This window comes from Mesorhizobium sp. M4B.F.Ca.ET.214.01.1.1 (genome assembly GCF_004791545.1).
GTDB lineage: Bacteria > Pseudomonadota > Alphaproteobacteria > Rhizobiales > Rhizobiaceae > Mesorhizobium > Mesorhizobium abyssinicae.
In genome coordinates, this window is record NZ_SRUX01000158.1 from 1 (window position 1) to 345 (window position 345).

At 65.2% G+C, this 345-nt stretch carries 1 pseudogene; it reads left to right on the top strand.

The window, feature by feature from the left end:
* Positions 1-345, top strand: a pseudogene (locus EN857_RS33715) (tRNA uridine-5-carboxymethylaminomethyl(34) synthesis GTPase MnmE); the annotation flags it as partial.

The window sequence follows — 345 nt, forward strand, 5'->3', positions numbered from 1 at the left end:
GCTCGACACTGGGCTGGTCGTCTTCTTCCCCGGTCCGGCCAGTTTCACGGGTGAGGATGTCGCCGAGTTTCATGTTCATGGCGGCCGCGCCGTGGTGGCCAGGATGCTGGAGACGATCGCTGGCTTTGACGGCGTCAGGCATGCCGAACCTGGAGAATTCACGCGCCGCGCGTTCCTCAATGGCAAGGTCGACCTGGTCGAGACCGAGGCGCTGGCCGACCTCGTCAACGCCGAGACGGAAGCGCAGCGGCGTTTTGCTATCCAGAATGCCGAAGGCGCGCAGCGCGAGCTCTGCCTCAATTGGCGTCGGCGCCTGATCCATGCGCGGGCGATGATCGAGGCGGA